This window comes from Pseudomonas sp. AC070, assembly GCF_979258635.1.
This window is the reverse complement of sequence record NZ_OZ409871.1, coordinates 4,781,440-4,807,358: the sequence shown is the minus strand read 5'-3', so window position 1 is coordinate 4,807,358 and position 25,919 is coordinate 4,781,440. Positions and strand designations below refer to the sequence as shown.

General features: G+C 61.5%; 26 protein-coding genes. 14 read left to right on the top strand and 12 right to left on the bottom strand.

Annotated features, from left to right (window positions below):
- The first annotated feature begins 24 nt into the window (after positions 1 to 24).
- The 6 genes from hemC (at position 25) to rsd (ending at position 5,562) form a co-directional block, all read left to right on the top strand.
- Entirely contained in the window at positions 25 to 966 is a 942-nt protein-coding gene (gene hemC / locus ACZZ0Q_RS21640) for a hydroxymethylbilane synthase (RefSeq protein ID WP_463540841.1), read from the top strand.
- On the top strand, positions 963 to 1,736 hold the full coding sequence (locus ACZZ0Q_RS21635) for a uroporphyrinogen-III synthase (protein ID WP_463540842.1): 774 nt from the start codon (positions 963 to 965) through the stop codon (positions 1,734 to 1,736). Before hemC ends, ACZZ0Q_RS21635 begins: the two co-directional genes overlap by 4 nt.
- 16 nt (positions 1,737 to 1,752) lie before the next feature.
- Positions 1,753 to 2,919, top strand: a complete 1,167-nt coding sequence (locus ACZZ0Q_RS21630) for a uroporphyrinogen-III C-methyltransferase (RefSeq protein WP_463540843.1) — start codon at positions 1,753 to 1,755, stop codon at positions 2,917 to 2,919.
- A complete protein-coding gene (locus tag ACZZ0Q_RS21625; RefSeq protein ID WP_463540844.1) occupies positions 2,916 to 4,157 on the top strand; it encodes a heme biosynthesis HemY N-terminal domain-containing protein in 1,242 nt (413 codons plus the stop codon). The genes ACZZ0Q_RS21630 and ACZZ0Q_RS21625 overlap by 4 nt, the downstream gene beginning before the upstream one ends.
- 185 nt (positions 4,158 to 4,342) lie before the next feature.
- Positions 4,343 to 4,837, top strand: coding sequence for a disulfide bond formation protein B (locus ACZZ0Q_RS21620; protein ID WP_122497483.1), 495 nt, complete (start codon positions 4,343 to 4,345; stop codon positions 4,835 to 4,837).
- 251 nt (positions 4,838 to 5,088) lie between these two features.
- Positions 5,089 to 5,562, top strand: a complete 474-nt coding sequence (gene rsd / locus ACZZ0Q_RS21615) for a sigma D regulator (protein WP_463540845.1) — start codon at positions 5,089 to 5,091, stop codon at positions 5,560 to 5,562.
- Between the two features lie 31 nt (positions 5,563 to 5,593).
- On the opposite strand, the gene ACZZ0Q_RS21610 is transcribed toward rsd, so the two are convergent.
- Positions 5,594 to 6,250 (bottom strand): FKBP-type peptidyl-prolyl cis-trans isomerase, encoded by a 657-nt coding sequence (locus tag ACZZ0Q_RS21610; RefSeq protein ID WP_463540846.1) that lies wholly within the window; start codon positions 6,248 to 6,250, stop codon positions 5,594 to 5,596.
- 114 nt (positions 6,251 to 6,364) lie between these two features.
- Between ACZZ0Q_RS21610 and ACZZ0Q_RS21605 the strand changes: the two genes are divergently transcribed.
- Positions 6,365 to 7,408 (top strand): AlgP family protein, encoded by a 1,044-nt coding sequence (locus ACZZ0Q_RS21605; RefSeq protein WP_463540847.1) that lies wholly within the window; start codon positions 6,365 to 6,367, stop codon positions 7,406 to 7,408.
- Here ACZZ0Q_RS21605 and ACZZ0Q_RS21600 read toward each other — a convergent pair.
- Complete coding sequence (locus ACZZ0Q_RS21600) at positions 7,405 to 7,854, bottom strand: TIGR02444 family protein (RefSeq protein WP_463540848.1); 450 nt, start codon at positions 7,852 to 7,854, stop codon at positions 7,405 to 7,407. The genes ACZZ0Q_RS21605 and ACZZ0Q_RS21600 overlap by 4 nt on opposite strands.
- Before the next feature lie 49 nt (positions 7,855 to 7,903).
- Here ACZZ0Q_RS21600 and ACZZ0Q_RS21595 point away from each other — a divergent pair, with 49 nt between their 5' ends.
- From ACZZ0Q_RS21595 to ACZZ0Q_RS21575, 5 genes are all read left to right on the top strand, one after another.
- Positions 7,904 to 9,814: an ATP-binding cassette domain-containing protein gene (locus tag ACZZ0Q_RS21595; RefSeq protein ID WP_463540849.1), complete on the top strand. Its 1,911-nt coding sequence runs from the start codon at positions 7,904 to 7,906 to the stop codon at positions 9,812 to 9,814.
- A 48-nt stretch (positions 9,815 to 9,862) separates the two neighbouring features.
- Entirely contained in the window at positions 9,863 to 10,630 is a 768-nt protein-coding gene (locus ACZZ0Q_RS21590; protein WP_463540850.1) for a TerC family protein, read from the top strand.
- 95 nt (positions 10,631 to 10,725) lie between these two features.
- Positions 10,726 to 11,358, top strand: coding sequence for a homoserine/homoserine lactone efflux protein (rhtB, locus tag ACZZ0Q_RS21585; protein ID WP_463540851.1), 633 nt, complete (start codon positions 10,726 to 10,728; stop codon positions 11,356 to 11,358).
- A 174-nt stretch (positions 11,359 to 11,532) separates the two neighbouring features.
- Positions 11,533 to 13,449: an FTR1 family protein gene (locus ACZZ0Q_RS21580; protein WP_463540852.1), complete on the top strand. Its 1,917-nt coding sequence runs from the start codon at positions 11,533 to 11,535 to the stop codon at positions 13,447 to 13,449.
- A gap of 75 nt (positions 13,450 to 13,524) precedes the next feature.
- On the top strand, positions 13,525 to 13,986 hold the full coding sequence (locus tag ACZZ0Q_RS21575) for a YaiI/YqxD family protein (protein WP_463560916.1): 462 nt from the start codon (positions 13,525 to 13,527) through the stop codon (positions 13,984 to 13,986).
- On the opposite strand, the gene ACZZ0Q_RS21570 is transcribed toward ACZZ0Q_RS21575, so the two are convergent.
- The 9 genes from ACZZ0Q_RS21570 to elbB all read right to left on the bottom strand — a co-directional run bounded on the left by ACZZ0Q_RS21570 (position 13,971) and on the right by elbB (position 22,575).
- Positions 13,971 to 16,112 (bottom strand): putative bifunctional diguanylate cyclase/phosphodiesterase, encoded by a 2,142-nt coding sequence (locus tag ACZZ0Q_RS21570; RefSeq protein ID WP_463540853.1) that lies wholly within the window; start codon positions 16,110 to 16,112, stop codon positions 13,971 to 13,973. The two genes, ACZZ0Q_RS21575 and ACZZ0Q_RS21570, sit on opposite strands and share 16 nt — an antisense overlap.
- 141 nt (positions 16,113 to 16,253) lie before the next feature.
- Entirely contained in the window at positions 16,254 to 16,724 is a 471-nt protein-coding gene (locus ACZZ0Q_RS21565; protein ID WP_463540854.1) for a thioesterase family protein, read from the bottom strand.
- An 83-nt stretch (positions 16,725 to 16,807) separates the two neighbouring features.
- Complete coding sequence (locus tag ACZZ0Q_RS21560; RefSeq protein ID WP_463540855.1) at positions 16,808 to 17,257, bottom strand: type IV pilin protein; 450 nt, start codon at positions 17,255 to 17,257, stop codon at positions 16,808 to 16,810.
- Positions 17,244 to 19,253 carry a pilus assembly protein gene (locus ACZZ0Q_RS21555; protein WP_463560914.1) on the bottom strand — a complete coding sequence of 670 codons (2,010 nt, stop codon included), beginning with the start codon at positions 19,251 to 19,253 and terminating at the stop codon, positions 17,244 to 17,246. The genes ACZZ0Q_RS21560 and ACZZ0Q_RS21555 overlap by 14 nt, the downstream gene beginning before the upstream one ends.
- A complete protein-coding gene (locus ACZZ0Q_RS21550) occupies positions 19,250 to 19,798 on the bottom strand; it encodes a pilus assembly PilX family protein (RefSeq protein ID WP_463540858.1) in 549 nt (182 codons plus the stop codon). The genes ACZZ0Q_RS21555 and ACZZ0Q_RS21550 overlap by 4 nt, the downstream gene beginning before the upstream one ends.
- Complete coding sequence (locus ACZZ0Q_RS21545; protein ID WP_463540859.1) at positions 19,795 to 20,571, bottom strand: prepilin-type N-terminal cleavage/methylation domain-containing protein; 777 nt, start codon at positions 20,569 to 20,571, stop codon at positions 19,795 to 19,797. Before ACZZ0Q_RS21545 ends, ACZZ0Q_RS21550 begins: the two co-directional genes overlap by 4 nt.
- An 11-nt stretch (positions 20,572 to 20,582) precedes the next feature.
- Positions 20,583 to 21,131, bottom strand: coding sequence for a type IV pilus modification protein PilV (pilV, locus tag ACZZ0Q_RS21540; RefSeq protein ID WP_463540860.1), 549 nt, complete (start codon positions 21,129 to 21,131; stop codon positions 20,583 to 20,585).
- Positions 21,132 to 21,309: 178 nt separating this feature from the next.
- Positions 21,310 to 21,840, bottom strand: a complete 531-nt coding sequence (locus tag ACZZ0Q_RS21535) for a GspH/FimT family pseudopilin (RefSeq protein WP_463540861.1) — start codon at positions 21,838 to 21,840, stop codon at positions 21,310 to 21,312.
- 69 nt (positions 21,841 to 21,909) lie between these two features.
- On the bottom strand, positions 21,910 to 22,575 hold the full coding sequence (gene elbB / locus ACZZ0Q_RS21530; RefSeq protein WP_463540862.1) for an isoprenoid biosynthesis glyoxalase ElbB: 666 nt from the start codon (positions 22,573 to 22,575) through the stop codon (positions 21,910 to 21,912).
- 317 nt (positions 22,576 to 22,892) lie between these two features.
- Between elbB and ACZZ0Q_RS21525 the strand changes: the two genes are divergently transcribed.
- The gene (locus ACZZ0Q_RS21525; protein ID WP_463540863.1) at positions 22,893 to 24,131 is read left to right on the top strand and encodes a sterol desaturase family protein; all 1,239 of its coding nucleotides are present in this window, start codon (positions 22,893 to 22,895) and stop codon (positions 24,129 to 24,131) included.
- On the opposite strand, the gene ACZZ0Q_RS21520 is transcribed toward ACZZ0Q_RS21525, so the two are convergent.
- Positions 24,132 to 24,686, bottom strand: a complete 555-nt coding sequence (locus tag ACZZ0Q_RS21520; protein WP_463540864.1) for a DedA family protein — start codon at positions 24,684 to 24,686, stop codon at positions 24,132 to 24,134. It abuts the gene before it with no gap.
- 209 nt (positions 24,687 to 24,895) lie between these two features.
- On the opposite strand from ACZZ0Q_RS21520, the gene hemB reads away from it, so the two are divergent.
- The gene (gene hemB, locus ACZZ0Q_RS21515) at positions 24,896 to 25,909 is read left to right on the top strand and encodes a porphobilinogen synthase (RefSeq protein ID WP_463384537.1); all 1,014 of its coding nucleotides are present in this window, start codon (positions 24,896 to 24,898) and stop codon (positions 25,907 to 25,909) included.
- Positions 25,910 to 25,919: the final 10 nt, after the last annotated feature.

The following is a 25,919-nucleotide window of genomic DNA, read 5'->3' as shown; positions in this document are numbered from 1 at the left end:
GGTTAATTCCGTTCGAGAGCCGTCATGTCGTCCCGCGAAATCCGCATCGCTACCCGCAAAAGTGCCTTGGCCCTCTGGCAGGCTGAATACGTAAAAGCTCGCCTGCAGGCGGCTCATCCCGGGCTCGTTGTCAGCTTGGTGCCGATGGTGAGTCGTGGCGATAAATTGCTCGATTCACCGCTGTCGAAAATCGGCGGAAAAGGCCTTTTCGTCAAAGAACTCGAAACCGCGTTGCTGGAAAACGAAGCCGATATCGCCGTGCATTCGATGAAAGACGTGCCGATGGATTTCCCCGAAGGCCTGGGCCTGTACTGCATTTGCGAGCGCGAAGACCCGCGTGACGCCTTCGTCTCCAACACCTACGAAAGCATCTCCGCCTTGCCGCAAGGCGCCGTGGTCGGTACCTCCAGCCTGCGCCGTCAAACCCAGCTGTTGGCGATGCGCCCGGACCTGCAAATTCGCTTTTTGCGCGGCAACGTCAACACCCGCCTGGCCAAGCTCGATGCCGGTGAATATGACGCCATCATCCTCGCGGCGGCCGGTCTGATCCGTTTGGGCTTCGCCGACCGCATCCGCTCCAGCATCAGCGTCATCGACAGCCTGCCGGCCGGTGGCCAAGGCGCGGTTGGTATTGAATGCCGCAGCGCTGACAGCGACATCCACGTGCTGCTCGCCGCCCTCCATCACCACGAAACCGCCCTGCGCGTAACCGCCGAGCGTGCCCTGAACAAAACCCTGAACGGCGGCTGCCAGGTGCCCATCGCCTGCTATGCCGAACTGCAGGGCGAGCACATCTGGCTGCGCGGTCTGGTCGGCCAGCCCGATGGTGGTTTGCTGCTGCGGGCCGAAGCTACGGGCACGGTGAAAGACCCTAATGCCCTGGGCGTCAGCGTCGCGCAAGACCTGCTGCAACAAGGCGCCGCCGTGATTCTGCAAGCCGTCTACGGTGAGGCTAAGCCCGAGTGACCCGCTGGCGGTTGCTGCTCACCCGCCCGGCTGAGGAATGCGTAGCCCTGGCTGCCACGCTGGCCGAGCACGGCGTGTTCAGTAGCAGCCTGCCATTGCTGGATATTCAGCCTGTGGCTGAATCGCCTGAACAGCACCGCTTAATGGAACAGCTCGATCGCTATTGCGCGGTTATCGTCGTCAGCAAGCCGGCGGCGCGCTTGGGTCTGGCCTTGCTCGACCGCTACTGGCCACGGCCACCAGAGCATGTGGCGTGGTTCACCGTCGGCGCCGCCACCGGCCAGATTCTTGCTGACCATGGCTTGGCCGTGAGCTATCCCGCCCAGGGTGATGACAGCGAAGCCTTATTGGCGCTGCCGCAATTGCAGGCCGCATTGGGCACGAGCGCCTCACCGCGCGTACTGATTCTGCGTGGAGAGGGTGGCCGTGAAGCCTTGGCTGAATGCTTGCGCGGCCAAGGCGTAGCGGTCGATTATCTGCCACTGTATCGCCGCGCGTTGCCGCACTACGCGGTGGCGACCTTGCCACAGCGTGTTTACGCTGAACGCTTGAATGGTCTGGTGGTCAGCAGTGGGCAGGGTTTTGAGCACCTGCACACACTGGCTGGCGCCGAGTGGCCAACACTGGCGCGGCTACCCTTGTTTGTACCGAGCCCGCGGGTTGCCGAATTGGCGACTGCCGCTGGAGCTCGTGCGGTTGTGGACTGTCGTGGTGCGAGTGCCGCGGCGTTGCTGGCAGCTTTGCGGGACCATGCCCCGGCTGCCCTCTGATGCACAGGACGGATACGTGAGCGAAGCAACCTCCCCGAAAGATGACACTCAACCTGCGCTGACAGCGCCCACTTCTCCCCGCACCGAACCGGTTGCCCCGCCGCCTGCAAAAGGACGGGGTACGGGCCTGGCGGCTCTGGCGCTATTGATCGGCGCTGCGGGTATAGCGGCCGGTGGCTGGAGCGTCTGGCAGGTTCGAATGCTGCAAAGCCATGACCGGGAGCAGCTTTCGCAACTCGAACAGGCTCGCAGCCAAACCCAATTGTTATCGCAACGTGAGCAGGGCCTGACCGACCGCGTGGCGGCGCTGCCCGACCCGCAAGAACTGGAAAGCCGCCGTCGCTTGCTGGCGCAATTGCAAGGCGATCAACAGCACCTGAGTCAGCGCGTTGAAAGCGTGCTGGGCGCGAGCCGCCAGGATTGGCGTCTGGCCGAAGCTGAGCACCTGTTGCGTCTGGCCGCGTTGCGCCTCTCGGCGTTGCAGGATGTTGGCAGCGCGACCGTGCTGGTGCAGGGCGCCGACGAAATTCTGCGTGACCAAGATGACTCCGCCTCCTATGCCGCCCGCGAACAACTGGCCAAGGCCCTAGTGGCGTTGCGTGGCATTACTGCGCTGGATCGCACCGGCCTCTTCTTGCAACTGGGCGCCATGCGCGAGCAGGCGGCTGAGCTGAACTCCCTGGTACCGGCGTTCACCAGCAAAGGCGAGCAATTCAACTTCGCCGCTGAAGGCGACGGCGAGGGCTGGTGGTCGCAGTGGCTGGAAAAACTGTCGCGCTACATCCGCATCGACTTCCATGCCGACCAGAACGTGCGGCCGTTGTTGGCCGGCCAGAGCCTGACGCAAGTTCGCCTCGCGTTGACTCTTGCCCTTGAGCAAGCGCAATGGGCGGCATTGAACGGCAAGCCCGAAGTTTATCGACAGGCCATGACCCAGGCGCGCAACGTGCTCGACAGCTATTTCAATGCGCAAAATCCCGACAGCCAAGCGCTGCTGGCGCGCATCGACGAACTCATCGGCCAACCCGTGGCGGTGACGATGCCGGACCTCACGCCGGCCACCGACGCGGTGCGCGCCTACGTGCAGAAACGTCAAAACGCCAGCCAGAAGCTGCAAGAAGAGCGGCAGTCCCAGAGCGATCAGCCGGCGGCTGACAGCGATCTGGAGGAAGTCAGCCCATGAGACGTGCGCTGCTGATTCTGCTGTTGTTGGTCGCAACGGCTGTGTTGATTGGCTTGGCCGTGGTTGAAGACCCCGGCTACGTGCTGATTGCCTACAAAAACTTCCGTTACGAGTCCAGTTTGTGGGCTGCGGTCACGCTGATCGCCGTGGTGTGGCTGGCGGTTTACCTGATCCGCTTGCTGCTGAGTTTGGTGTTTGTGTCGGGCGGCGTGGTCAATCCGTGGTCGCGGCGCAACCGCAAACGCCGCGTGCAACTGGCCAGCGAACAGGGCTTGCTCGACCTCGCCGAAGGGCGTTGGGCACGTGCCGTACGGCATTTGCAGCGCGCAGCTGAGGGCGAGCCACAACCGCTGATTTACTACCTCGGTGCGGCGCGTGCCGCGAACGAGTTGGGCGACTATGAGCAGAGCGATGGCTTCCTTGAGAAAGCCTTGGAACGCCAGCCCCACGCCGAGTTGGCGATTGCGTTGGCGCATGCCGAATTGCAGCAGGCGCGCGGGCAGACTGAAGCCGCACTGGAAACGTTGCAGGTGATGCGCGACCGCCATCCCCATCATCGCCAGGTGCTCAAACATCTTCAGCAGGTGCACCAGCAACGCGGCGATTGGCCGGCCGTGATTGCACTATTGCCGGACCTTCGCAAAGACAAAGTGCTCGGTGATGCCGAGCTCAGCGCCCTCGAACAACAAGCTTGGAGCGCGCGATTGGCCAGCGCTGCCACCGACGGTTTGAACAATGGCGAGATCGCGCTGCAGCCGCTGACCCAGGCGTGGCAGCACCTTTCCAAAGCGCAGCGCAGTGAACCGCAATTGGTGGCCGTGTACGCCGAGCAGTTGCGCGTGCTGGGCGCGCCCGAGGAAGCGGAAGAGGTGCTGCGTGCTGCCATTTCGCGGCAATACGACAGTCGCCTGGTCGAGCTCTATGGTCAGGTGCGTGGCCGCGATGTCGCCAAGCAAGTGCAGACGGCCGAAGGTTGGCTCAAGACCAATCCGACCGACCCTGTATTACTGCTCTGCTTGGGGCGCCTGTGTTTGCACAACAACCTGTGGGGCAAGGCGCGCGAGTACTTCGAAAGCAGCCTGAGCTTCGGCCGTACGCCACAAGCGTGCGCTGAGTTGGCGCGCCTGTTGGCGCAGCAGGGCGAGTTGCAACGCAGCAACGAATTGTACGAAGAAGGCATGGGGTTGCTGGATCGGCGGGTCGCTCCCGCTCCTGTTCCAGCCACTGCCGGCACCTGAAGCCGCGACAATTTGTCTGCCGGCAAATACGCTTGAGGCTTGCGGCGCCGCGACGTGACTGACGCGGCGACCCGCGACTGGACGTGCGGTGCCAGCAGGGCGATGGCTGCACTGCGGTGCCGGCTTGTAACGGCGAGGCGCTTTCCACTAACGTACCGCCTTTCCTCGCCTCCTCCGGAGTTGTCATGTCGCTGGCTAGCCCGCGTTCGCTGTTCTTCCTCGCCTTCCTTGCCTGTGTCGCCATGATGGGCGGCGCCTTGTATCTGGAACATGTCGTTGGCCTGGAGCCCTGTCCTCTTTGCATCGTGCAGCGCCTATGCGTCATGGCGTTCGGCGCCTTTGCGTTGCTGGCTGCGTTGCACAACCCTGGCCGTGGTGGGCGCCGTGTGTATGCCTCGCTGACTTTCTTGTCCGCTGCGGCCGGCGCCGCCGCTGCGTGCCGGCAAATCTGGATTCAGAACACGCCGCCCGATCCGATGGCATCGTGCATGCCGAGCAATTTCGACTACATGCTGCAAAACCTGCCCTTTCAGGAATTCGTCTCCCGCGTGCTCCACGGCACCGCCGACTGTGCCGAAGTGACCTGGACACTGTTCGGCATGAGCCTCGCCGAATGGTGCCTACTGGCCTTTGTCGGCATGGTGATTTTCTCCGCGTATCAGTTTCTGCGCCGCGCCTGACCCCTCCCTTCGCAGCGGCTCAAGGCCGCTGTGCTCCCGGCCTGCGCGTTTGCTCAGGCCAAGCCGCATGCGGCATTGCGATCAAACGGTCGTATGAAACTTTCTCCAGTGGTGCCTTGTAGGGCGTAGCGGGCGGGCATAATCTGGCCAGCACAAAGCGTCGGTTAAATGCCGTTGTGAAGCACCGAATGACAAAAAACCGTCTCGGAGCAGACGTAGAAACAGCATTGAATCAAGGGGAGTGAGTCATCATGCTCGAGAGCTGTCAGAACGCCCAAGAACGCTGGGGTGGGGTGCATCTACTAATCGACCGTTGGCTGCAAGAGCGCCATGAATTGGTTCGTAGCTTCGATGTATTGCACGACGAAGCGGCTTCAAAGGAAGCCAACGAACAGGCCTTGCAACGGTTTTGTGAAGTGCTGGTGGATTACGTGTCGGCCGGTCACTTCGAGGTCTACGAACAGCTCACCAATGAAGCCAAGGCGTTCGGTGATGATCGCGGGCTGGAGTTGGCCAAGCAGATTTATCCACGCATTGAAGCCATTACCGAAGTGGCGCTGGCCTTCAATGATCGTTGCGACAAAGGCGACTGCAGCGACGCCGCTCTGGTGACCGCTGAGTTGAAGCGTTTGGGGCAATTGCTCCACGAGCGCTTCGAGCTTGAAGATTGTTTGATCGAAGTACTGCACAACGCCCATCAGCAACAGGCGGCGCCCGTCGTCTAAGCAATTGTTGGATAAGCAATGGGGCCGTCGTTCAGTCGGCGGCCTCAAGCAATTCCAGTTCGAATACCAAGGGCGAGTACGGCGGGATCAAGTCCCCGGCCCCTTCGGCGCCATAAGCCTGGGCTGACGGAATTACCAACCGCCATTTGCTGCCCACCGGCATTTCCCGCAGTGCAATTCGCCATCCGGTAATCACGCTATCGAGCTTGAACCACACCGGTTGTGCGCTCTCGTCAAACACGCTGCCATCGGCAAACCGTCCCACGTATTTCACCTGCACGCGACCGTTCAAATTCGGCACACGCCCCTGGCCGCGATGCAGTTCGTTGTACAGCACGCCGCCTGCTAATTCCCGCATCCCGGTTTTGGCTTTTTCATTGACCATGAACCGCGTTTCCGCCTGCCGCGCTTTTTGATCATCGACAGGTGCTTCGGCAAGCTGAGCTTCGTGCTCAGCGAGTAGTTGTTCCATGCGCTTGGCATCGAGTTGCAACGGCTCGCCGCGATAGGACTGGCGCAGTCCATCGAGCAAGGCTTGCAGTTGCAAATCGGGCACCTCTTCGCGCAGACGCTGACCCAGTTTTACGCCCAGGCTATAAGCCAGGTCGTGCTGATTTTCTTGCGCCGGTGTGGCGTTGACGGCGAGCGGCGCGAGCAGGAAAAACAGCGGTAAAAGATAACGCGACATGGGCGTTCTCCGAGCGACGAGTGCGGCGATTATGCCAGCACTCATCGCGGAACTGGCGAGCGGCGAAACGGCCGGCTAGTATGGGCCGCACCAACGTTCGCCAGGAGGCGCGTCATGTCGGCCAATAAGAAATCGGTAACTACTCCTTTGCATCTGCTGCAGCAGCTTTCTCAAAGCCTGCTGGATCATCTCGAAAGTGCTTGTTCCCAGGCTTTGGTCGACGCTGAAAAGCTTCTCGCCAAACTGGAAAAGCAGCGCGGCAAAGCCCAGGAAAAACTGCACGACGCGCGCAGCTTGCTGCAAGCCGCGACCACCGCAGGCAAGAACAAAGCACAGAACAAAGCCAAGCAAGCCGTCGCCGAATTGGAGACGTTGCTCGACACTCTCAAAGCCAGCCAGGCCGAAACGCGCAACTACATCGTGCAACTCAAACGCGATGCGCAGGAAAGCCTGAAATTGGCTCAAGGCGTTGGCAAGGTAAAAGAGTCCGTAGCCAAAGCGTTGAGCGCGCGCAGCGCGGCGCCAAAACCAGTGGCCGCTAAACCCGCAGCCAAAGCGCCTGCAGCCAAAGTGGCGGCCAAGCCTGCTGCCAAACCCGCCGCCAAACCAGCCGCCAAAGCGCTGGTAAAAGCCGCCGCCAAGCCCGCCGCAAAAGCACCCGCAAAAGCCGCTGCTAAACCAGCTGCCAAAGCACCGGCCAAACCCGTTGCGAAAAAAGCGCCCGTGAAAGCTGCCGCGAAACCGGCTGCGAAGGCCGCGTCGACCGCCGCCAAACCGGCCGCCAAAGCACCGGTAAAAGCCGCCGCCAAACCGGCAGTTAAGCCAGCAGCGAAACCTGCTGCTAAAGCACCCGCCAAACCGGCGGCGAAAGCCACCGCCAAGCCTGCCGCTGCCAAAGTTGCTGCAAAACCGGCTGCTAAACCAGCGGTAAAAGCGCCGGCCAAAGCGGTCGCTAAACCTGCTGCGAAGCCGGCCGCGAAACCCGCTGCCAAGCCGCCGGCCAAGCCTGCTGCTGCCAAACCTGCCGCCAAGCCCGTCGCTGCCAAACCAGCGGCGCCGGTAAAACCGGCTGCAGCACCTGCGCCAGTAGCTGCTCCAGCTGCACCTGCTGCCGTAACGCCTACTACCAACGGTAGCGGCGCGCCAAGCCTGTCCTAAGTGTGAGTGACCGCGACGCGCAGCTTTGCCAGCGCGTCGTGGTCATACTGGCCCGCCACGGCGGTTAGCCAGTCTTCCTCTGTTTCTCCTGTCGGCCATGCGCTGGCTAACTGCTGCAAGCGTTCGAGCAGCTCTCGTTCACTCTGCAATTCCAACTTCTTGATGTGCTCGCGTAACTCGGCGAGGGCATGATCGTGGGCGGCTGTCTCGCGCCAGCGTTGCCGTAATTGGCGTAGCGGGGTGGTGACGAATTGCTGCCAAGGCGCGGCCAGATTCGCGAGCGCCTGAACACGTTGCGGTGTGCAAGCGACGCCGCGTTGCTGCAGCCAGGCAGCGCACAACACCAGGCAAACATCCGCGCCTTGCGCTTGCAAGCGCAGGCATGCGGTTTCGATGCCGGCGCTGGCATACAAGGTACTGGCAAAACTCCACAGGTCAGAGGGCATGGTCTTTCCAGGCGATGTGCGAACGAAGCTGGTAGACTCCGCCGCCATTATGATTCGACTACAAAACCTCACTTTACAGCGTGGCCCGCAGCGTTTGTTAGAAGACGCCGAGCTGACGCTGCACGCCGGCCATAAAGCCGGTTTAATCGGTGCCAACGGCGCCGGCAAATCCAGCCTGTTCGCCTTGCTGCGCGGCGAGTTGACGCCCGATTCCGGCGACTGCTTCCTGCCAGCCGATTGGCGTATCGCGCACATGCGCCAAGAGGTCGATACCCTCGACCGTATCGCTGTGGACTATGTGCTCGATGGCGATGTGCGTTTGCGCCAGGTGCAAACCGACCTGGCCGCCGCCGAAGCCTCGCATGATGGCGCTGCGCAAGCCCGGCTACACGCCGAGCTGGACGCTGCCGACGGCTACACCGCCGATGCCCGCGCGCGCAAATTGCTCGCCGGCCTGGGCTTTAGCAATGAGCAGATGGATCGCCCGGTCGGCAGTTTTTCCGGCGGCTGGCGTATGCGCCTGAACCTCGCCCAGGCGTTGATGTGTCCGTCCGATTTGCTTTTACTCGACGAGCCCACCAACCACTTGGACCTCGACGCCATTCTCTGGCTCGAAGAGTGGCTGAAAAGCTACCCCGGCACGCTGCTGCTGATTTCCCACGACCGCGACTTCCTCGACGCGGTGGTTGACCACGTCGCCCATGTCGATCAGCGCAAACTTGTGCTGTATCGCGGCGGCTATACCGCGTTCGAACGTGCCCGGGCTGAGCGGTTGGCCCAGCAGCAACAGGCGTATGAGAAACAGCAGGCGCAGCGCGCGCACATGGAAAAGTACATCGCCCGCTTTAAAGCGCAGGCGACCAAAGCGCGTCAGGCACAAAGCCGGATCAAAGCATTGGAGCGCATGGAGGAGCTGTCGGCTGCCCATGTCGACTCGCCGTTCGACTTCACCTTCCGTGAAGCCGACAAAATTTCCAGCCCGCTGCTTAACCTCTCCGATGGCCGTCTTGGCTACGGCGACAAGGTGGTGCTGGAGAAAGTAAAACTCGGTCTGGTGCCGGGCGCGCGCATTGGTCTGTTGGGGCCAAACGGCGCGGGCAAGTCGACATTGATTAAAACCCTGGTCGGCGAATTGCCTGTGATTGGCGGGCGGCTTGTGCGTGGCGAGAACCTGGTGGTTGGCTACTTCGCGCAGCACCAACTGGACTCGCTGGATAACAAAGCTAGCCCGCTGTTGCACCTGCAACGCCTGGCGCCGACTGAGCGTGAGCAAACGCTGCGCGATTTCCTCGGCGGCTTCGACTTCCGTGGCCCGCGCTGCGACGAACCGGTGGTGAATTTCTCCGGCGGCGAAAAAGCACGCTTGGCCTTGGCCCTGATCGCCTGGGAAAAACCCAACCTGCTCCTGCTCGACGAACCCACCAACCACCTCGACTTGGAAATGCGCCTGGCCTTGACCATGGCCTTGCAAGAGTTCGAGGGCGCCGTGGTGGTGGTGTCTCACGATCGCCACTTGCTCAAGAGCACCACCGATGAATTCCTGCTGGTCGCCGAGGGGCGCATTCAGGAGTTCGATGGCGATCTTGAAGACTACGCACGCTGGCTCGTCGACTACCGTGCGCGTCAGGCGCCGGTCAGCAGCAGCGCGCCGGCCGGCGACAAAACCGACAAGCGCGCCCAACGCCAAGCCGCTGCGGCATTACGTCAGCAACTGGCGCCGCACAAACGTGAAGCAGAAAAGCTGGAAAAAGAGCTGGGGCTGCTGCACGAAAAGCTCGCTAAAGTTCAAGAGCGATTGGGTCATGCGGCCATTTATGAAACATCGCGTAAAGACGAATTGCGCGATCTTCTTGCCGAACAAGCCAAAATGAAGGTCCGTGAAGGCGAGCTGGAAGAGGCTTGGATGCTGGCGCTGGAACACCTGGAAAGCCTCGAGCAACAACTGGCCCAAGTCGACTGAAAGCCAAGAACCTGACGGACCACCACTTACCCCTTTTGAGGCAACACTATGGAATGGCTAATGAGTCCAGAGATCTGGGTCGCTTTTCTGACCTTGACCGCTTTGGAAATCGTCCTTGGCATCGACAACATCATCTTCATCTCGATTCTGGTCAGCCGGCTGCCAATCGAACAACAACCCAAAGCGCGTTTTTTCGGCCTGGCCCTGGCCATGGGTACCCGCATTCTGTTGCTGCTGTCGATCACCTGGGTGATGCGCCTGACCACGGATCTGTTCACCGTGTTCGAGCAAGGCATTTCCGGGCGCGACCTGATTCTGTTCTTCGGTGGCCTGTTCCTGCTGTTCAAAAGCACCGCCGAGATTTACCACGGCCTGGAAGGCGCTGAAGAAGAGGCCAAAGCCGGCGGCAAGGTGTACGGCTTTATGGGGATCATCACGCAGATTGCCATCATCGACATCATCTTCTCCCTCGACTCGGTGATCACCGCTGTCGGCCTGGTGCAGCACGTGCCGGTGATGATCGCCGCCATCGTGATTTCCGTGGGCGTGATGATGCTGGCCGCCAGCACCATCAGCGAATACATCGACAAGCACCCTTCGCTGAAGATGCTCGCGCTGTCGTTCCTGATCGTGGTCGGCACCGTGCTGATCGCCGAAGCCTTCGAAGTGCATGTACCAAAAGGCTACGTCTACTTCGCCATGGCGTTCTCGCTGGCGGTAGAAGTCATCAACATCAAAATGCGCACCGCCCGGGCTCGGGCGGCCAGCAAGAATGTTGACGCCGTGCAACTGCGCAAGAACAGCCCGGACGCCTAAACGGCGCTGTGCTCCTCAACTGTGTGGTGACTGTGCTAGTCAGTCATCACACAGCGCGTTACCGTAAGCGCCCCCTATCTCTGAGGTTCGCAGCCATGCTGCTCGAAACCTGGTTGGCGTTTTTCGTGGCCTGTTGGTTAATCAGTCTTTCCCCTGGCGCAGGCGCAATCGCCTCGATGTCGGCCGGCCTGCAATACGGGTTTTGGCGCGGCTACTGGAACGCCTTGGGCTTGCAGCTTGGCCTGGCCCTGCAAATTGCGATTGTCGCCGCGGGCGTCGGTGCGATTCTCTCGGCATCGGAATTGGCCTTCAGCCTGATCAAATGGTTCGGCGTGATTTACCTGGTGTACCTGGGAATCAAACAGTGGCGCGCGCTGCCAAGCGACTTGGCGGATGAAGCGGCTGTGCGTCCTTCTGGTCGCCCATTGACGTTGGTGCTGCGCGGGTTCCTGGTGAACGTCAGCAACCCTAAGGCCGTCGTGTTCATGCTGGCGGTGCTGCCGCAATTCATCGACCCCAAGGCCCCGCAGCTGATGCAGTACCTGGCCATGGGCGCGACCATGATTACGGTCGACCTGATTGTCATGGCGGGCTACACCGGCTTGGCCTCTCGCGTGCTGCGCTTGCTGCGCACGCCACGTCAGCAACGGGTGATGAACCGCACGTTCGGCGCGCTGTTCATTGGCGCGGCTGGGTTGCTGGCTAGCGTCCGCCGAGCGGTGAGCTGAGTCCGCCGATTGGTTTTTGCGGGCGCGTTCCAAGCGGATCGCGCCTTTTTCGCTTCTACGTTCGCGAATTCCGCGAATTTCTAATCGCCGCGATTATGAAAAGCTTTGTTACAAGGCTTGAGTGAGAACGATAGGAAGGTAACAATGTCAGCCATTCTTATTTGGGATGGAATCATGTTTACCTCTTCCCGTGTGTTGTTGTGCCTCCTCTCGCTGTTGTCTGTTTTGAGCCTGAACGCATTCGCTGACCCGGTGGAAGGAACCGCCCAAGCCATACATTTGCTGGATTACATCAGCGCCGACTACGCCGATTCGGTGAATGCCGGGCAGGTCATCAACGCCGACGGCTACCAAAAACAACTTGATGCCCTGACCACGCTGCAAGGCTTGATCGTCGCCCTGCCGGCGCGCCCGCAGCGCGGCGATATCGAGCAAGGCGCGCAAGCCCTGCACGACGCTATCGCCAAGCAGCAAGAGCCCGCCACCGTCAGCCGTCAGGCGCGTCAGCTCAGCGCCCAGGTGGCTGCGGCCTACGAAGTCAGCCAGGCGCCGGTGATCACGCCGGACCCCACCCGTGGCGCGCCGATTTATGCGCAGCAATGTGCGGTCTGCCACGGCGACGCCGGGTTGGGCGATGGCCCGGCCGGCATCGGCCTGGAGCCTGCGCCGTCAAACCTGACGGATGCCAAGCGCCTCGGCCGCCTCAGCCTGTACGACCTTTACAGCGCCACCACCCTTGGCATCGAAGGCACCGACATGCCGGCGTTCGCTGACCAGTTGGACGAGCGCCAGCGTTGGGACCTGGCCGTGTACATCGCCAGCTTCAGCGCGGCGAAAACGGCTCTAGCTGCCGACGGCGCGAAAGTGAAATCCTTCGACCTCGCCGAACTGGCCCGCCAGACCCCCGAGGAAATCGCTGCCAGCCAAGGCGAGCCTGCGGCCGCATTGTTCCGCAGCCAGCGTGCTCAACCGCCCGTGGTGCAGCGCGGTCCGCAGCAGTTGCTCGACTACACCAGCGTAACCCTGGACAAGAGCCTCGCCGCATACGGCGCCGGTGACCACGACCAAGCGTACGACCTATCAGTGGCCGCCTACTTGGAAGGGTTCGAGCTGGTCGAAAGCTCGCTCGATAACGTCGACGCGCAAGTACGCAAAGACACCGAAAAGGCCCTGATGGCGTATCGGCAATCGCTGCAAGACGGCCTTCCGTTGCCTCAAGCTGCGCAGAAACTCGAGTTCGCCAAGACCAAACTGCAGGAGTCGGCCAAGCTGTTGGGCAGCGACGGCTTGAGCCAGTCGCTGAGCTTTATCTCGGCACTGCTGATTCTGCTGCGCGAAGGCGTGGAAGCGATTCTGGTGCTCGCCGCCATCCTCGCCTTCCTGCGCAACACCGGCCAGCAATCGGCTGAGCGCAGCGTGCACATCGGTTGGGGCCTGGCGATGCTAGCCGGCGTGTTCACCTGGGCGGCAGCTGCGTATCTGTTCGACGTCAGCGGCGCGCAGCGTGAACTGCTCGAAGGCTGCACCGCGTTGTTCGCTGCCGTGATGGTGTTGTGGTTGGGCGTGTGGATGCACGACCGTCGTCACGCCGCCGCCTGGCAGGACTACATCAAGAGCAGCCTGGTCGGTGGCGGCGGGCGTTTCGGCTTTGCCATCCTGGCGTTCTTCTCGGTGTACCGCGAGCTGTTCGAGGTCATCCTGTTTTACGAAACCCTTTGGCTGCAAGCCGGTGCTGCCGGGCATACGGCCGTGTTGGCCGGTGGCGCCACGGCGTGCGTGCTATTGGTCGGCCTGGCCTGGGTGATTTTGCGCGGCTCGGCGCGTCTGCCATTGGGCGTGTTCTTCGGTATCAACGCCGCGCTGCTATGCGCGCTCTCGGTGGTGTTCGCCGGCCACGGCGTGAAAGCGCTGCAAGAAGCCGGCGTGTTCGGCACGCACCCGGTGGCGTTTATCGAGTTCGAATGGCTCGGCATTCATGCTGACCTGTACTCGTTGTCGGCGCAGGCGATTGCCCTTATCGCCATCGCCCTGCTCTATGGCCGCAGTTTCGTCACGGCGCGCCAGCGTGAGCAGGCGCCGAGCGCCGGCTAAACGCAGCGTTTAGGCAAACGGGCGAGCAGTGCCACACTGCTCGCCCGTTTTTGTTTTTGAATGCAGGAGTGTTGTATGCGCGTGTGGATTGATGCCGATGCGTGCCCGAAAGCGGCGAAAGATCAGGTGGTCAAATTCGCCTTGAAACGCCAATTCGAGGTGTTGCTGGTCGCCGGCCAAAGCCAGACCAAACCGGCGTTCGCCTGCGTTCGGCTTATCGTGGTGCCCAGCGGCCCGGATGCGGCCGACGACTATCTGGTCGAACACGCGGCGCCGGGTGACCTGGTTATTTGCAGCGACGTACCGCTGGCCGACCGCCTGGTGAAAAAGGGCGTGGCAACGCTGGACCCCCGAGGCCGCGAGTTCGATGCCGGCAATATGGGCGAGCGTTTGGCCGTACGGAATCTATTCACCGACCTGCGTGAGCAAGGCCAAGTCGGCGGCGGGCAGGGCCCTTATGGCGAGCGCGAAAAACAGGCATTCGCCAACAGCCTGGACCGAATCCTCACGCGCCTGAGCCGTCAGGCACTGAGCTGAGGCGAGGCTTGCGGCGGCGCAAGCCACAGTTGCAACGCCTCCAGCGACAGCGGTCGGCTGAACAAATAACCCTGAATCAGATCGCAGTCGTTAGCGCGCAGAAAATCCAACTGTTCCTCGCTCTCCACACCCTCGGCGACCACCTTTAGCTGCAGCTTGTGCGCCATGGCAATAATCGCGGCGGTAATCGCCATGTCGTTCGGTTGTGCCGGAATTTCTCGGATAAACGAGCGATCCACTTTCAGACTGTTAACCGGCAACTTGCGCAGGTAGGCCAGCGAGGAATACCCGCTGCCAAAGTCGTCGATGGAAATCTTCACCCCGAGCCGGCGGATTTCTTCGAGTATTTCGACCGCCGTGTTGAGGTTGTTCATCAGCGCGTTCTCGGTCACCTCCATCACCAGCCCGGCAGAATCCAACCCGGTGCGCGCGAGAATGTGCTCAATGGCCGACGGCAGCGCCCGGTTCGACAGGTTCAGCGCAGAGCAGTTGAACGCCACGCGCAACTCGGGAAAGCCTGCTTTACGCAGCGCCATCAAATCGCGGCACGCGCGCTCGGCCACCCACAAATCCAGCTCGACAATAAAACCATGCTGCTCGGCCAGCGGCGCGAATACCTCCGGGCTGATGGCGCCGCGCTCCGGGTGATTCCATCGCGCCAATGCTTCGAGGCTCATCACCTGGCCGGTCTCGCTGGAGACGATGGGCTGATAGTGAACATGCAGCCCGTCTTCATTCAGCGCGCGGCGCAGGTCCTGCTCAAGTGTCAGGTCCATGTGCGCGCGGCGTTCCAGATCCGGACTAAAGCGCAGGCTGCGATTGCGCCCGTTCTGCTTGCAATAACCCACGGCCAGGCCGGCGTGTTTGAACAGGGCGTCGTAGTCGGCGCTGTCTTGCGGGAACAGGCTGAGGCCGATGCTCGCGGTTTGCGTAAGCTGGCCGCAGGCCAGGCTAAACGGCGTTTGCAGTTGATCGACGATACGGCTGGCTAACTGTTCCGCCTGATAGCCGTGCTCGACGCGGGCGAGCACGCAAAACTCGTCACCGGAGAAACGCGCCAATATGTCTTCGCCACCCAACGCTGAGCGAATGCGCTGGGCCACCAGTTGCAGCAAATAGTCGCCGGTGGCGTGGCCAAGGCTGTCATTGATGCGCTTGAAATTATCCAGATCAATAAACAGCAGCGCCCAACGCTGCTGCGGCTCGACCGCGCCCAGTGCGCGGCTGGCCAACTGCGTGAATGCACGGCCGTTGAACAGATTGGTCAGGGGGTCGTACTGCGTAACGGCGTTCAGTTGCTGCGCCACATGGCGCAATTTGGCGTGTTGTTCGCGCAGGCGCTGGTCGGCCCAACTGGCGCCGATGCCGGCGACGATGATCATCAGCGCAATCAGACCAATCGAGACCGCCAGAACGGTTTGTTCGCCGGTTTCGGCCACCGGGCGCAGCACGTGGGCATACAGGTCGGTCGGTACGGCCAGCGTCATGGCGGCCATACCGGTGAAATGCATGGAGGCAATTGCACCGCCCATGACCAGGCTGGCCAGGATGCGCAGCCAGTGCGCGCGCTCGCCAGTCTTGCCACGGAAATAGAACGCCAGCACCACGGCGGCCAGCGAAGCCCCAATGGCGATCAGGATCGATACGGCAAACAGCGTGGGGTCGTAATACAGCGTGGCGGCAGACTCAATCGCCGCCATGCCGCTGTAGTGCATGGTGGCGATGCCCACGCCCGCTGTGACAGCGGCGGCCACGTACTGCCACGGCGCCAACCGTTTGCGGCTGATCACCCACATCACGGCATACGACACGGCGACGGCGATAAGCAGCGAGAGCAGGGTGATGTGGAAGTTGTAGCCGATATGCAAGGGCGCGCTGAATGACAGCATGGCGATGAAGTGCATCGACCAGATGCCGCCGCCGAGGGCGAAAGCGCCGATCCAGCGCCACAGTTCGCGGCCGCCCGTGGTACGGCTGCTGCTCACCCGATTGGCCATGGCCAGCGCCGTGAACCCTGCGGCGCTGGCGACCAAATAGGCCAGTAAAACCAGACTCGGATCGTGGCGGCAGTCGAGGATGACCGTCTGGTTGGCCGGCATGTCCGCGATGAAGTGCAGCAATGACATTACAAGCTCCAACCAAGTTTATGCGGTGCGGCATCAATGATGGCGCATTGCCATTTTCCGGCATCTTAAAGGGCGGCACGGGCAGACGCTACGCTTTTGGTCGGCTCCCACAAGGTGCGCTAAACGGCCTTTTTGGTCCCGTCATCCGCACAGGTAAGTTCCCGTCCCCACCGCCACCAGCGTGCCATCTTCGGCATGCAGTTCGGAGCGTACCACCGCCACTTTATTGCCGGAGCGCAGCAACACGGCTTTGGCGACGAAGTGCTCACCGCGTCCGGGGCGTAAATAGTCCACGCGTAAATCGATGGTGCCCAGCTTGGACAGCCTCGCCATACGCTCGGTACTGCTGAGGTTCTGGTGCCGCTCAAACGCGCCGATCAAGGCCATGGCACCGCCGGTGACGTCCAGCAAAGCCGAGATCACGCCGCCGTGAAGAATGCCGTGAACAAAGTTGCCCACCAGCCCCGGCTGCATCGGCAGCGACATCAGCACCTGCTCGGTCGAGAGTTCGTCAATGCGTATTCCCAACATCTGATTAAACGGAATGCGCTCGAAGAAGCTCTGCACGGCTTGCTTGAGTTCCGGTGTGAGTTCGAACGTCGAGTCGGGCATGGCGTATTCGCTCCTAGGTGTGGGGCTTAGCCTGCCGCAAGCCGCCGGCATCCGCCATCGCCGTCGTGGGGACGTTTTGGCCATTACTTCCAGCATTCCTGCGGGGTGGCCGTGCCGGTCGAGCCGGTCACGCCTGCGCCGTTCAGCAGCAGCGAGGCGCAGGCGGTGTCTGCTCGCTGCGCGCCAGTTGGCTCGGCCCGCAACAGGTAGCCGCCGTCGCCCGGCTCGATGGTCAAGCGGTACAGGCCGTTGGCGCTCAGCGCGACATCGCCGTCGGTGTGAGGCAATTGCAGCTCGCGCAGCGACGCAACGGTGGTGACGTACAGCTGGTTTTGCGCGTAATAGCGGGCCTGTCGAGCCGCGGTGTCGACCAACAGAGCCTGCGCCTCGGTGCGATTAGTGCGCAGCACGTAGTGGCGATATTGCGGCATTGCGATGGCATACAGCAGGCCCATGATGGTCAGCACCACCATCAGTTCCAACAAGCTAAAGCCGGCGAGGCGTCGCTGGAGGGTTGGTTCACGGTGTGACATCGGTGATCACCCTCCAGTTTTGCCGCCCGTTTGCGCGAGGGCCGAGAGCAATAGCTGCACAGCCGTTATCGCCCAGCACACAGGGTGCGCCGCTCGTAGGATCGACGACGATGTGCACATTTTCTTCCACGCTGATACCAGAGGGCAGCACGCCTTCTTGCGTGTCCTGCTCGTCTACGCGGCCATCGTTGTTGAGGTCAAACACGGGGAACAGCGTGCCGCTGCCAGTGCCCGCGTTGATTGCATAAAGGCGTCGTTCGACGTCGTGCTGGCAGGGCGTAATGGACGGGATGCGGGTGCGAACGAACAGCAGCTCGCCGAGTTTCTCTGGCGGCTCAGTCAAGCGCTCACTGCCGGCCCCGGGGCTGCCTGGTTGGAGGTCGATATACCAGCCGCGCTTGTCGCCATAAGCAGTGCCCGGAAGCTGCCAGTTCACTGCATGGTTGGTTAAGCGCAGCGGTGGGCTGATCTGCTGTTCTTGTAGCGACTCGAAGCGGACAACGTCTGCAACGCCGGTTTTTTCACCGCGGGTTTTGCGGTCCCAAACGGCATACAAACTGTGCTGATCGCTCCCAGGGCTGAGGTGGTTTTGCCCTGTGCCGAATAGGATCAGGTAGCCCTGCTCCGAAGGGTGACTGACAACGGCGGGCGCCAGCGTTATCGGCGCCGGTGCCGAGGCGCTCGTACGGGTCGGTGCGCTGAACAGCGGATTGCCGGCGAACGCCACGAGGAAGTTTTCGGGGCTGACAGCGTGCGGCGGCGCAGGTTTGTCCAGCCCGCCCAAGCTTGCGTCGTACAAGTCGAAACGCCATAGGTTGCCGAGGTCATCTCCGGCATATGCGTAGTCAGCATTGCCATCGCCATTGGTGTCGACCACACGCGGCATAGCCAGGCCAGGCGCGGGTTGGGGCGTGACGATCCGGCGGATAAGCGCACCAGTGCGGATGTCGAGCAACAGCAGGGCAGCGGTATCGGTTGGCACGTCGACCCCGTTGCCCAGAACAACCGCCCACTGCCCGGTATGCAGACGCGCAATGGTCGGTGCGCTCAGCACATTGCCCAGGTGTGGGTCGTTGCTCGCACTGTATTCCCACAGGTGAACAGGCTGGTCCGGGTCGCTGACATCCAGCGCCAGCAACCCTCGGCCACCGGCGCCAAAGCTGACGAGTAATACGGTGTGCCAGGCGCCGTCGTAATAAACGTCCTGGCTAATTAAAGGGCCGTCAACGAAGAAGCGGTGCGGGTCACCGTGGTGGATGCCGTAGGTGGCCGCCGTCAATGTTACGAGCTTGGGCAAGAGCGCCGACGGCACAACGCTCCAGCGTGCTTCGCCCGTCGCGGCATCGAACGCGTACAGCCTGCCGTCATTGGCGCCCACATACACTTGAGCTCGGCGTAGCGTGGCCTTGAACGCGGCATAGGCGCCGGGCGAGCCGTCGTAGCTATCCATGACGCTGGCTATGCGATCAGGCGAGCCGACCAACAGCGGGACTGAATTGATGATGTCGCCAAGCGCGGGTAGCACCGAGCGCAGCTGCGGGCATCCATCCAACCCCTCGCATGATTCACTGCCCAGCAGCGCCACGCGGGCTTCGCCGTATCCGTCGGGTTCGCCATCGGCGCCAAGATTTAGCAACGCGCGCTCTTCCTCGTTGAGCGCTGACCAGCGAAAGTCTTTGAATCCAGACTCCCCATGGCGGCCAGCAAGTAGCAGGCGGCGCGGCCGGGGCATATGTTCGCTGGCGCGCCACAGAGAGGTGCCCGGTGTCGCCGCGATCCGCTCTTTGCTCAGCTCGCCGGACCAGCTCAGCGGGTGGAAGCGCGCCCAATAGCGCACATGGGGTTCGAGGGACGTCACCATGCTGATGGACGCAGGTGGGCGGGCACACAATCGGTCCTGGAAATAATCGTCACCGTTTCCTAGGGTTTTGGGTGCAAACAGACAGCTGAGCCCGGCAAGCACCCAGGCGGTAAACCGCAGATGAAAAGCGCTCATGGTCGGACGTCCAGAAATGTGCGCGCCACGACGGAACGTAAACAAACGGCCGCAACCGCGCAGTTGTTATGAAGGGGCAAGCCGGGCGAGACCAAGTGCGCAAAAAACGCCTGGCTGCTGACTTCGTAGTAATACGTACCGCCGGCCTTGGCGGCGTCGCCATACGAAACATCGGCCGGCTGCTGGCTAGCCGAAGGAATTTGCCGGATATACCAGCGCGCGGTGGCCCCGGTGCGTGTTGGGCCTAGCGCCGCCTGATAGGAAGTGGCGGCTGAAAAATCTACGCCGTTATGACTGGCAATTCCTTGCAAGCATGGTTGCGTGCCGCACGTTTGCAGGGGGACGGGTGCCTGATTAATGTGACGCTCGGCTTCACGCAGCCCGGCTTCGGCGGCGTTGAGCAAGCGTTGCTGCTCCAGATCGCGGGTGAGGGTGCGTGTTTCCATAGCGATATCGTGAACGCCGGACACCGCTAACGTCGTCACCACCACCATTAAAATCAGCGTTATCAACAGAACGCTGCCTCGCTCGTGGGCGTGTTTCATGGCAGTACGTTCCTTAAGGTGGCGGTGCCTTTCACCACTTGGAAGAGCCGCAGGGTAGGCGCGGCGGGGAAGTCCTTTTCGTACCAATAGCGCCAGGCCAGGGAATTGCTGGCCACCGTGCCACCGGGCACTGCTGCGCTGATAAGCGCGGCGTAGCGAATGCTGCGAACCAAGTCGCTGGGCGCAGGCGTGGCGGTGTAGGCCAGAACGTCGAGTGCGCCGGGAGCCGCTACGCCGAAATCAAAGCGAGCATCGGTGATGCCTTCGATCAGGGTGGCGGTGCCATCTTTGCTGGTGCACATCAGTTGCTGGGTGGCGTTGACGGTCAATTTCTCGACATACGTTTCCACCGGTTCGGCATAGGGAATGGTCAGGCTCGCGGTGTTGGCCGGCCGGCTATTGCCCAGGCAATCCAGTTCCTGACGGTCGCTGGGTTGGTAGCGAATGCACAAGGTTTTGGCATTTACCGAAACGACCACCTGGCCGGTGGCAAATGCGCAGCCTGGTACGCCGGAGCCGGCTTCATCGAGTGCCGGAAAAGCCGACTCTATAGGCTGATCAGGTCGGCGCTTGAACCCGGTTCTGGCCAGTTGCCTGTCCAGCCATTGCATGGTGAAACGGGCGTTGTTCTGGTTGTCGGCCTGGGCCCGTTGGAAGAGGTAGCTGAGTTTGTTGTCGATAACGACCTGGGCGGAGGTGAGCATCAAAAACGAGCCGATAGCCAGCGCCACCAGTAGCTCAACCAAAGACAGTCCACGCTGCATTTTTCTCATGCTGCGCACTCCTACAATTGGCTGCGAATGCGGTGATGGCAGTACGTTTCGGCGCCCAGGCACTCACCGTGCGAGCCCTTCCAGGCCACCTGTACTTCGATGACCGAGCCGCTTGCTGCGCACGTGCCGGGCGTTGGGGCGTGGCATACGTGGGAGGTGCCGTTGGGCAAGTCTTTGGAGCCGGGCAACAGCGTGGCGACTTCGTTTAGCCAGCACCCCAGCTGCGCGGCCGGTTGGGTCGGCGTGGGCCGGCACGCCGAGGCGTTGCCCGGCTGCGGTAGGCCCGCTTGCAGGTAGCGGGTCCAGTGGTCTGGGGCGGCCCTCACCAGTTCCAGCATGTCGTTGGCCAGCATGGCCGCCGTGGTGCGTTGCACAGTCTCGGTGGTATAGGCGATCGCCCGGCCTTGCAGGGCGGCCATGCCAAGCATGCCGATGCCGATCAGTAAGGCGGTTATCAGCACTTCCACCAGGCTGAAGCCTGATGCGTTAAACGCGGGAAGTGGGAATAGGCGAGGTGGTGTGTTGCGAGTGGCTGCTGAAACCTTCCATGGACTGTTCATTGTGGCGCTCCCTGTGCCAGTGGTAATCGAGTTGTAGCTCCTTGCTGCGCCGATGCTTGTCAGCTCCAGCGGGCGTCTCGATTGTTTACCAATGGCTGAGCGGAAATGCCGGCTGGTTGCATTTCCTCCGTAGGAAGCCTCTTAGCGATTGCTCAGGCGTGCGGCAGCCCAAGTGCATTCAGCGGCACAGCGCGCTATCACTCTGACCCGCTTCCAAACCGTCGTTATGGCGCACACGACCCTGACGGTTGATGACCAGTTGCCAGACCACTGTGTCGTCGCCAGCGCACAGAATGAAGCGCCCGTTACTGGCGGCTGTGGTGCCGTTGGCCTGATACAGAATGGTTTGGCTGGAGGCGCCGGTTCCGGCCCAGCGTAGGCGGCCGCGGCCCTTTGGGGGCTCGGCTTGGCGGGTGTAGGCCAGCGTGGCTCCGGTCGCTACATCGCGGATCAGCCAGCCTTGGTTCCAGGCATGATCGCATTGCTGGCCGGTGCTGGAGCCGCACAGTTCAACGCGACGCATCAGGCTGATGGCTTCGCTTCGCGTGGTTTTCAAATGGCTTTGCAGGCTGTGGCGGAGATTGTCTTGGCGGCTGTTTTGCACGTACTGATTGAGGTTGGGCAAGGCCATGGTGCTGACGATTGCCACCAGGCAAAGAATGATCAGCAGCTCGGTCAGGGAAAAACCACGGGCGTGGAAGAGTTGCATAGCGAAACGTCCTTGTTTCTGGGGGCCGTCCTGGCCTTTTAGGGAGCGTGTGAGGTGGGGCCGAGCGAGTCAGGCCTCGCTGTTGCTGAGTTCAAGCACGCGGTCTACGAGCTTGTTGATGCCCGATGCGGCCTCGCTTATCGACTGAGCGCGCATGTAGGCGGGGGTGGTGACGAGCTTGTATTGCGGGTCTTCGATAATGTCATCAACGGCGCATTCTTCATGCTGAGCGCCCATGGTGGCGAGTGCTGCGGCGGTGTCGGCATCGTTGCCAATGGTGCAGATCACGCCGGGGCCGAAGATTTTCGCGGCCATCGCGGGCGCAATGCAGATCAGCCCGACCGGTTTGTTCGCAGCGGCGAAGGCTTGCGCCAGGGCCAGCACGTCGGGCTGCACGGTCAGTTGCGCACCGTTGACGGCGAAGTCGCTGAGGTTTTTCGCCGCGCCGAAGCCACCTGGAACAATCAGCGCGTCGAACTCATCGGCGCTGGCTTCGCGCACGTCTTTGATTTCGCCGCGCACGATGCGGGCCGCTTCCACCAGCACGTTGCGTGTTTCCGGCATTTCGTCGCCGGTCAGGTGGTTGATGACATGGTGTTGAGTGATGTTGGGCGCGAAGCATTGAACGTCGACGCCGCGCTGGTCCAACCGCAGCAGGGTAATCACGCTTTCGTAGATTTCCGCGCCGTCGTAGACGCCGCAGCCCGAAAGAATTACAGCGACTTTTTTGTGCATGGCGATTCCCCTTCCTCGATGGGTTGGCCGAGCATGCGGCCCTTAGCGCGTGGCGCAGCGGCGGGTTCCGGGCGCCTGCTAATGCTTGGCGCCCTCGACCTGCCGTCGCTGCCTGGCTCGTAAAAGTTTGGACCGCAGTTTGCCGGAAACGGCGTTATGAAATTGTCATTTTTGCCGAGCACCAGCCGGTTTCAGAGGCGTCTGTCGCCAAATGCCGCTCATGTTGTCACCCGACGTTACGGGGTACTACGAGCCTCGGCGCTAGCATCACCCCCTGGCCGCGTACGTGGCCGAACAACAATAAAGATGGGTGAGCCATGAATTACGTCCTCTACGCCGTACCTTTTTTCTTTCTGCTGATTGCTCTCGAATTGCTGGCGGATCGTTGGCGCGGCGTTCGCACGTATCGTCTGGCCGATGCCATTAACAGCCTCAGCGCGGGTGTGTTGTCGACGACCGTTGGCTTGCTGACCAAAGTGGTGGGGTTGCTGACGTATACGTTTGCCTGGCAACACTGGGGATTTCTGGAGCTGTCGGCGCAGCAACTGTGGGTGTGGTTGTTCGCGTTTGTGTTCTACGATTTTTGCTACTACTGGAATCACCGCTTGGGCCACGAGCGCAACGTGCTATGGGCGGCGCACTCGGTGCATCACCAAAGCGAGGAATACAACCTTTCCACCGCATTACGGCAGACCAGTACGGGCTGGATTTTCGGCTGGATCTTCTACTTGCCGATGGCGTTGTTGGGCATTCCACCGGTGGTGTTTCTGACGGTCGCCGCGCTGAATCTGCTGTATCAGTTCTGGGTTCACACACGGCATGTGCCAAAGCTGGGCTGGTTCGAGTGGGTGTTTATTTCGCCGTCGAATCACCGTGTTCATCACGCCCAGAACGCGGTGTACATGGACCGCAACTACGGCGGCGTTTTTATCGTATGGGACCGACTGTTCGGCACGTTCCAGGAAGAGCTGGACGAGGAACCTGTGGTGTTCGGCGTAACCACGCCGCTGGCGAGTTGGAATCCGCTGTGGGCCAACTTGCAGTTTTATGCAGTGCTCTGGCGCGACGCGGCACGGGCCGGATCGTGGTGGGACAAAGGCCGCATCTGGTTTATGCGCACCGGTTGGCGACCGGCTGATGTGGCGGCGAACTATCCATTGGTTAAGGCGGATCTCGCCCGCTTCGAGAAATTCCACGTGCCGCTGCGTCGAGTCGAGCAGGTGTATGTCGCGTTGCAGTTTGTCGGCTATGTCGCGGCGGGCAGCTTCTTGCTGGCGAATGGCGAGACGCTGGCACTGGGCGCGCTGCTCGGCAGTTGCGCCTGGATGGCGTTTGGCTTGTATGTACTTGGTGTCTGGCTGGAGCGCCGCGCGTACGCGATGGGCCTGGAGGTGCTTCGCTTGCTGCTCAATGCCCCCGCGTTGTGGCTGGCGGAGGAGGCCGGTTTGCTGCCGATGAGTGTCTGGGGCTGGGGCTTGTTGCTGGGGTACAGCGCCGTCAGCGCTGCGGCGTTGCTGATGATGAGCCGCAGGCCGGCTCGCAGCGTGACGGCGTAATCAGCTCTTGCGCGATTTGAGGTAGCGGCGCAACCACAGCGCCGCACCGAGCAACAACAACGCACCGAGCACCCACAGCTCGTATTTCTTGACGTTGCCTAGAATGCTTTCCATCACCGAGCCGAAATGGAACGAGGCGTAGCCCAGCGCCATGGCCCAAACAATGGCGCCGATGCCGTTGAGGATGAGGTAGCGCAGCGGTGGGTAGCCGGACAAACCGATCGCCACCGGCATTACCGTGCGCATGCCGTACACGAAGCGGAAGCTCAGCACCCAGAGGTCCGGATGACGTTGGATATAGCCCAGCGCTTTATCACCCATTTTCTGCAGTCGCGGTTTGCGCGCCAGTAAACGGCGGCCATGTTTGCGGCCCAGGTAGTACCAGAGTTGGTCGCCGGCATAACTGCCGAAGAAGGCTGTGACCACCACCGCGTTGATGTCCATGTAGCCACGGAACGCGAGGAAGCCGGCCAAGACCAGAATGGTTTCGCCTTCGAAAAAGGTGCCAAGAAATAAGGCGAGGTAACCGAAGTCCTGCAGGAATTGTTGGAGCATCGTCAGCGTGCACGGCGAAATGAACGCGCAGCCTAACCTGACGGCGCGTCAGGGGAAAGCGTGACGCGTAGGCCCTTAGTCTATTCATAGGCTCATGGCCGCCGGTTGCGGCGCGCCGTCACATAGCTGCCAGCAAGTGTCATTCTTTAGTCATAATGGACGCCTATAACTGTCACGCTAGCCCGCCTGTGCGGGCCCAGGAGTCTGCCGTGAGCTTTACCCCCGCCAATCGTCTTTTCCCAGCTACCCGCCTGCGCCGCAACCGCCGTGACGATTTTTCCCGCCGCCTGGTGCGCGAAAATGTCCTGACTGTTGATGACCTGATCCTGCCGGTATTCGTGCTCGACGGCGAAAACGCCCGCGAAGAAGTCAGCTCGATGCCCGGCGTGGCGCGCTTGTCTATCGATTTACTGCTCAAGGAAGCTGAAGAGTGGGTGGCCTTGGGTATTCCAGCGGTGGCGCTGTTCCCGGTGACGCCGGCCGAGAAGAAAACCCTCGACGGCCGCGAAGCCTGGAACCCCGACGGCATCGCCCAGCGCGCCATTCGTGCATTGCGTGAGAAATTTCCGGAGCTGGGCGTGATCGCAGACGTCGCCCTCGACCCATTCACCACCCACGGCCAGGACGGCATTCTCGATGAACACGGTTACGTGCAAAACGACATCACCGTCGATGCGCTGGTGCGCCAGGCGTTGTCCCACGCCGACGCGGGCGCCCAGGTCGTTGCTCCCTCGGACATGATGGATGGGCGCATTCAGGCGATCCGTGAAGCGCTGGAGCTGGCCGACCACACCAACGTGCGAATCATGGCTTACTCGGCCAAGTACGCCAGCGCCTATTACGGCCCGTTCCGCGACGCGGTCGGCTCGTCGTTGAACTTGGGCAAGGCCAACAAAGCGTCGTACCAGATGGACCCGGCCAACAGCGACGAAGCGCTGCACGAAGTGGCCGCCGACCTGGCTGAAGGCGCCGACATGGTCATGGTTAAACCAGGCATGCCGTACCTCGATATTCTTTACCGGGTGAAGGCGGAATTCCGCGTACCCACCTTTGTCTACCAGGTCAGCGGCGAGTACGCGATGCACATGGCCGCGATTCAGAACGGCTGGCTCAGCGAGGCCGTGATTCTGGAATCACTCACCGCCTTCAAACGTGCCGGTGCTGATGGCATCCTGACCTACTTCGCCGTGCGTGCGGCGCAACTATTAAAACAAGGGCAGTGAGCCCGTTCGG

Bases quoted from the DNA above. Each gene is read 5' to 3' on its own strand.
- hemC (WP_463540841.1), top strand. From the start codon at position 25: ATGTCGTCCCGCGAAATCCGCATCGCTACCCGCAAAAGTGCCTTGGCC.
- ACZZ0Q_RS21625 (WP_463540844.1), top strand. From the start codon at position 2,916: ATGAGACGTGCGCTGCTGATTCTGCTGTTGTTGGTCGCAACGGCTGTG.
- ACZZ0Q_RS21620 (WP_122497483.1), top strand. From the start codon at position 4,343: ATGTCGCTGGCTAGCCCGCGTTCGCTGTTCTTCCTCGCCTTCCTTGCC.
- rsd (WP_463540845.1), top strand. From the start codon at position 5,089: ATGCTCGAGAGCTGTCAGAACGCCCAAGAACGCTGGGGTGGGGTGCAT.
- ACZZ0Q_RS21610 (WP_463540846.1), bottom strand. From the start codon at position 6,250: ATGTCGCGTTATCTTTTACCGCTGTTTTTCCTGCTCGCGCCGCTCGCC.
- ACZZ0Q_RS21605 (WP_463540847.1), top strand. From the start codon at position 6,365: ATGTCGGCCAATAAGAAATCGGTAACTACTCCTTTGCATCTGCTGCAG.
- ACZZ0Q_RS21600 (WP_463540848.1), bottom strand. From the start codon at position 7,854: ATGCCCTCTGACCTGTGGAGTTTTGCCAGTACCTTGTATGCCAGCGCC.
- ACZZ0Q_RS21595 (WP_463540849.1), top strand. From the start codon at position 7,904: ATGATTCGACTACAAAACCTCACTTTACAGCGTGGCCCGCAGCGTTTG.
- ACZZ0Q_RS21590 (WP_463540850.1), top strand. From the start codon at position 9,863: ATGGAATGGCTAATGAGTCCAGAGATCTGGGTCGCTTTTCTGACCTTG.
- rhtB (WP_463540851.1), top strand. From the start codon at position 10,726: ATGCTGCTCGAAACCTGGTTGGCGTTTTTCGTGGCCTGTTGGTTAATC.
- ACZZ0Q_RS21580 (WP_463540852.1), top strand. From the start codon at position 11,533: ATGTTTACCTCTTCCCGTGTGTTGTTGTGCCTCCTCTCGCTGTTGTCT.
- ACZZ0Q_RS21575 (WP_463560916.1), top strand. From the start codon at position 13,525: ATGCGCGTGTGGATTGATGCCGATGCGTGCCCGAAAGCGGCGAAAGAT.
- ACZZ0Q_RS21570 (WP_463540853.1), bottom strand. From the start codon at position 16,112: ATGTCATTGCTGCACTTCATCGCGGACATGCCGGCCAACCAGACGGTC.
- ACZZ0Q_RS21565 (WP_463540854.1), bottom strand. From the start codon at position 16,724: ATGCCCGACTCGACGTTCGAACTCACACCGGAACTCAAGCAAGCCGTG.
- ACZZ0Q_RS21560 (WP_463540855.1), bottom strand. From the start codon at position 17,257: ATGTCACACCGTGAACCAACCCTCCAGCGACGCCTCGCCGGCTTTAGC.
- ACZZ0Q_RS21555 (WP_463560914.1), bottom strand. From the start codon at position 19,253: ATGAGCGCTTTTCATCTGCGGTTTACCGCCTGGGTGCTTGCCGGGCTC.
- ACZZ0Q_RS21550 (WP_463540858.1), bottom strand. From the start codon at position 19,798: ATGAAACACGCCCACGAGCGAGGCAGCGTTCTGTTGATAACGCTGATT.
- ACZZ0Q_RS21545 (WP_463540859.1), bottom strand. From the start codon at position 20,571: ATGAGAAAAATGCAGCGTGGACTGTCTTTGGTTGAGCTACTGGTGGCG.
- pilV (WP_463540860.1), bottom strand. From the start codon at position 21,131: ATGAACAGTCCATGGAAGGTTTCAGCAGCCACTCGCAACACACCACCT.
- ACZZ0Q_RS21535 (WP_463540861.1), bottom strand. From the start codon at position 21,840: ATGCAACTCTTCCACGCCCGTGGTTTTTCCCTGACCGAGCTGCTGATC.
- elbB (WP_463540862.1), bottom strand. From the start codon at position 22,575: ATGCACAAAAAAGTCGCTGTAATTCTTTCGGGCTGCGGCGTCTACGAC.
- ACZZ0Q_RS21525 (WP_463540863.1), top strand. From the start codon at position 22,893: ATGAATTACGTCCTCTACGCCGTACCTTTTTTCTTTCTGCTGATTGCT.
- ACZZ0Q_RS21520 (WP_463540864.1), bottom strand. From the start codon at position 24,686: ATGCTCCAACAATTCCTGCAGGACTTCGGTTACCTCGCCTTATTTCTT.